The sequence below is a fragment of the Calditrichota bacterium genome (assembly GCA_013151735.1).
In the GTDB taxonomy this organism is placed as follows: domain Bacteria; phylum Zhuqueibacterota; class JdFR-76; order JdFR-76; family BMS3Abin05; genus BMS3Abin05.
This window is the reverse complement of the sequence record JAADHR010000064.1, coordinates 1-4,761: the sequence shown is the minus strand read 5'-3', so window position 1 is coordinate 4,761 and position 4,761 is coordinate 1. Positions and strand designations below refer to the sequence as shown.

The 4,761-nt window shown below is 49.6% G+C and carries 5 protein-coding genes; all 5 read left to right on the top strand.

Features of this window, described 5'->3' with window-relative positions:
* A partial coding sequence (locus GXO76_04510) for a T9SS type A sorting domain-containing protein (GenBank protein NOY77113.1) occupies positions 1 to 402 on the top strand: 402 nt, incomplete at its 5' end.
* A 309-nt stretch (positions 403 to 711) separates the two neighbouring features.
* Positions 712 to 906 carry a 30S ribosomal protein S21 gene (gene rpsU / locus GXO76_04505; GenBank protein ID NOY77112.1) on the top strand — a complete coding sequence of 65 codons (195 nt, stop codon included), beginning with the start codon at positions 712 to 714 and terminating at the stop codon, positions 904 to 906.
* A 13-nt stretch (positions 907 to 919) separates the two neighbouring features.
* Positions 920 to 1,363: a GatB/YqeY domain-containing protein gene (locus tag GXO76_04500; GenBank protein NOY77111.1), complete on the top strand. Its 444-nt coding sequence runs from the start codon at positions 920 to 922 to the stop codon at positions 1,361 to 1,363.
* Between the two features lie 375 nt (positions 1,364 to 1,738).
* On the top strand, positions 1,739 to 2,365 hold the full coding sequence (locus GXO76_04495) for a CvpA family protein (protein ID NOY77110.1): 627 nt from the start codon (positions 1,739 to 1,741) through the stop codon (positions 2,363 to 2,365).
* Positions 2,362 to 4,722: an endonuclease MutS2 gene (locus tag GXO76_04490; protein ID NOY77109.1), complete on the top strand. Its 2,361-nt coding sequence runs from the start codon at positions 2,362 to 2,364 to the stop codon at positions 4,720 to 4,722. The genes GXO76_04495 and GXO76_04490 overlap by 4 nt, the downstream gene beginning before the upstream one ends.
* Positions 4,723 to 4,761: the final 39 nt, after the last annotated feature.

The window sequence follows — 4,761 nt, the reverse complement described above, 5'->3', positions numbered from 1 at the left end:
TACTATCGCCTTAAGGATATCGATTTTAATGGAAACTCGGCGGTACATGCCATTGTGTCTGCCTCTCTTTCGGGACAGACGGATGAATCCGGCTCCCAGCCTGATCACATGCAGCTTTCCGAGGCCTATCCCAATCCGTTTGGGCCGGGCGTGGGTAAAACCGAAGTAGGTTTCAGCGTACGGGTTCCAGAAAATTCAGCAGGAAAAACAACGATCGGCATCTGGAATCTTTTGGGGGAAGAGGTGAGACAGTTTGATTGGAGCGGATCTCATACGGGGAAACACGTATTTTTTTGGAATGGTACCGGAAAAAATCAGCAGCCGGTTCCGGCGGGCGTCTATTTTCTGCGCGTGAAGCGGGAGAATGCTCAAGAGATTCGCAAAATCCTTTTTGTTCGATAGAAAAAAAGACCGGAACAATTAATCCGCTTAAAGCCAATTATTCCTTGACTTCCACCAAAAAATTTCATAAATTTGAACATTGTAATCCAACATTTGCAAATGCACGAATACGCAAAGGATTCACACGGATTTCATTTATTTTGAGTTAAATGAACGGGTCTTAATTTTTGGTTTGAAAATTGAGTCTTAAAAATCAAAGTTCTTTAATTCGTTGTTTTCCTTGTGATTTGGTGTCTTCGTGGCTGTAATTTGTGATTAATGTGGGTTAATGGGTAAAAATAAAATAATTGAAAGGAGGTTGTTCTCTGCATGCCATCCGTAGTAGTTCGAGACAATGAAAGCTTTGAGAGGGCGTTTAAACGCTTCAAAAAGGCTTGCGAAAAGGCCGGTTTGATGTCTGACATCAAAAAGCACGAGCATTTCGAAAAGCCCAGCGAGCGGCGGAAACGCAAGCTGAATGCGGCAAAACGCCGTCAGCGCAAGTTAATGATGCAGGAAATGTAAACAGGATTGCCCCATGAGTTTGATGGATAAAATTTCGCAGGATCTCAAATCGGCCATGAAATCCGGTGATAAAAACCGGGTGGATGTTCTGCGAATGATTAAAGCTCAAATCAAAAATGTTGAGATAGACAAGGGGCGTGAGTTAACGGAAGAGGAAGAGCTCCAGGTTTTACAATCAGCCGCAAAAAAAAGAAAAGAGGCCGTTGAGCTGTACGAAAAAGGGAATCGGCCGGAATTGGCGGCTAAGGAAAAAGAAGAGTTGGCCATTATTCAAACCTATCTTCCCAAACAGCTTTCACGGGAAGAGGTGGAGGCCGTTATTTCGGGTGTCATTGATGAAATCGGAGCATCTTCCATGAAGGATATGGGCCGTGTGATGAAAGAAGCCATGGCCCGTTTGAAAGGCAAAACCGACGGGAAATTGGTTCAGGAAATCGTCCGATCGAAACTGGCCTGATTTTTTAATTGGTTGCAAATTTTAAAAAAAAGTGAATGCGGCGGGCGCCAAATTCACTTTTTTTGTTTGGAGCAGGCACGTGAAAAAAGATCCCCCTTCAAAGGGGAACGTGTGCAGGTTGCTTCGATACACCTGCCTGCGGCAGGCACTCAGCAACCGGTGGTGCTTTGGGGGTTTGAATTTACAATTTCGGTTGCTTTTCAAAGGGGAAAGAGAACTGTTTTAGGTGATTGGACGGCGACGTGCTTTGGTCACTGAGTGATTTGCCGGCAGGCGAATCATATCGAAGTGACCGGCGGAGTTCTACCCACTAACGGGCAGCGTGCAAAACCAATCATCTAAAAAACGAACCAACGAACGAGTCGCCAACGAAATATGAATTTAAATATCATTGACATTGCTATCTTAACCATCCTGCTCATCTTCACCCTTCGGGGCGTTTTTAGGGGTCTCATTGGTGAGGTGATGGGGTTTATTGCCATTATTTTGGCCCTGATTCTGGCCATTCGCTGGATGAGTTTCGGCTCTGCCCTTCTGATGTCCGTTCTAAATGTGTCACCTGTTCTGGCCATGCTGATCAGCTTTATCCTGATTTTTGTGCTTGTTTTTTGGGGGACGCTCGTAGTAGCAAAAATTCTCCAAAAAATTTTGCAGATCACGATGCTAAGCTGGCTGGACCATCTGGGCGGCGGGGCGTTTGGCCTCTTGAAGGGGGCCGTCATCACCAGCCTGCTGGTTCTTTTTGTGGGATTCTTGCCCCTCAACTCCACATACCGCAGCTACGAAAGCGATTCCCTTTTGTTTCGGCCCATGCAGAAGTTTGCACCTCACCTGTTCGATTGGGTGGTGTCCGTCGCCCCCTCTACAAAATCGTTCTACGACGAAGTGAACCAGGCGGTTTCTTCACGTACAAAACCTCTTAGCGCACCGGTGAGGGAGCTTCTGAAATCCGTTCAGCGAAATACAGAAAAGGATTCCTTACCCATTCAGAGGCGCAAATGACCACCCAGGAGCTCTACCAATCCCTTGAATTCTCGCGAATCAGGGACGAGATTGAAAAAGAGGCCCTTTCGGACCCCGGCCGCGAATTGGTTCAAAGCATGGTTGTCTTGCACGACCGCGAATTGATCCGTCTTCACCTGAACTGGGTGGCGGAAATGGCCACGCTTTTGGCCTACGATGATGTGTTCCCGATCTCCGAAATCGGCGACAGCCGGGGAGCCCTTCGGAAAGCCGCTCACGAAGGCAGTCAACTTATGCTCGAGGAGTTTTCTGTTCTCTACAAAAACCTGGTTGCGGTGCGGAAAATTTCCCGATATTTGAAAGCGCGAACGGAAAAATACCCGTTGCTCTCAAAATTTATTTCCCGTCTCCACCCGTTTCGGGATCTGGAGAATGTCATCACTCATTCCATCGACATCCACGGTTTGGCTGTGAAGGATCAGGCGTCCCCTGAACTGGCCGCTATTCGGAAGGAGATGAACCGCTCTGCCGATCGTGTGCGAAAACGCATGGCTTCGATTGTGGAATCGCACAAAGATATGCTTCAGGATGCGGTCATTACCATGCGCGAGGGGCGAATGGTTCTGCCTTTGAAGGAGGAGTACCGGGGGCGGATCCAGGGGCTGATTCACGATCATTCTGCAACCGGCGCCACCCTTTTTGTGGAACCCTTTGAAATTATTGAAATGAATAATCGGATTCGGGAGCTGCATTTGCAGGAAACCCGGGAAATTGCCCGCATTCTTCGGGAATTAACCGGCCTCATCCGCGTGCATCTCTTCGATATCGAAGAAAATCTGGATGCGTTGGCGACGCTGGATTTGATTCATGCGAAAGCCCGTTTTGCGCTGCGACTCCACGCCCAGAAACCGGACATCTCCGAAAAAAATCTGGAGATTCGAAACGGACGGCATCCCATTTTGCTTCTTAAGTTTGGCGATCCCAAAAAAGTGATCCCGCTCAATCTGAAGATGGGAGAGGATTTCCACATTCTGGTCATTACCGGGCCCAACGCCGGCGGGAAGACGGTGGCCCTTAAAACCATCGGCCTGCTTTCAATTATGACACAGGCGGGACTTCTCATCACAGCGGATGAATTTTCCCGATTTCCTGTGTTTGATCAGATTTTTGTGGACATTGGTGACTGGCAGTCCGTGGAACAGGATTTGTCCACGTTCTCGGCGCATGTGGGACGATTGGGTGAAATTCTCGCCAGGGCCACGGAGCGGTCGTTGGTTTTGATTGATGAAATCGGGACGGGCACCGATCCGGTGGAAGGAGCGGCACTGGCAATGGCGTTTCTGGAGAAGCTGAAGGAAATCGGCTGCATGACGGTGGTAACCACGCATCAGGGAGCGCTGAAAGCCTTTGCCTACGAATTAGAAGGCGCTGAAAACGGGTCGATGACGTTTGACGAAGAGACGCTTTTGCCCACGTACCACTTTCGGGCCGGCATTCCGGGAAGCAGCTATGCTTTTGAAATTGCCCGGCGTCTGGGGCTCCCGGAAGACATGCTTCGGAAAGCGCAGGCCTACGCGGGGGAAGAAAAGAATCGCCTGGAACAGTTTTTACTCGATCTGGAAAAGAAGATCAATCATTACGAGGAATTGCTTCGAAAGGCAGAGGTCAAGAAAGCGGAACTGGACGGGCTGGTAAAGCTTTACAAAGAAAAAACCAGTAAGCTCAAAGAAGAAGAGCAAAAACTGAAACGCAAGGCCATGGAGGAATCCCGTGACATCGTCCGGCGGGCGAATGCCCTGATTGAGAAAACGGTAAAAGACATTCGCACCCAACAGGCGGAGCGGGAAAGCATTCGTAAGGCCAAAGCGGAGGTTAAGGCCTTTCAGAAAGAGATTGACAAAACTCTGCAGGAGATGACGCCTGAAATCGAGCCTGCCGGGCAGCCTCCCGCAAAAGGCGATTCCGCCAGATGGATTCCGATGGGAGTGGTGGGCACGGTGGTCTCCGAGCCGGATAACTCCGGTAAGGTGTGGCTGGAAGCGGGCGAGATGAAGCTCAAGGTGGATGTGAACCAGCTGGAGAAGGTGAAGGCGCCGAAAAAGCGGCGGGCAAAGATTTCCATTGTGGGCGGAAGCGTGTCTGACCGCCTTACCGATGAAATCGATTTGCGGGGGATGACCATGGATGAGGCCGAACCCGTCCTGGAGCGGGCGATCGATCAGGCGTATCTGGGGGGATTGAGTCAGATTCGGGTCATTCACGGGAAGGGTACCGGGGCGCTGCGGAAAAAGGTTCACGACTATTTGAGGAAGCACCCCCGGGTGGCGGGGTTTAGTCTGGCTAACTGGAATGAAGGGGGAACGGGAATGACGGTGGTCGAGTTAAAGAAAAGCTGATTTCCCACGAATTTGCACGGATTTACACAAATAAAAAAA

Coding starts and splice junctions, on each gene's coding strand:
- GXO76_04495 (NOY77110.1), top strand. CDS start 1,739: ATGAATTTAAATATCATTGACATTGCTATCTTAACCATCCTGCTCATC.
- GXO76_04500 (NOY77111.1), top strand. CDS start 920: ATGAGTTTGATGGATAAAATTTCGCAGGATCTCAAATCGGCCATGAAA.
- rpsU (NOY77112.1), top strand. CDS start 712: ATGCCATCCGTAGTAGTTCGAGACAATGAAAGCTTTGAGAGGGCGTTT.
- GXO76_04490 (NOY77109.1), top strand. CDS start 2,362: ATGACCACCCAGGAGCTCTACCAATCCCTTGAATTCTCGCGAATCAGG.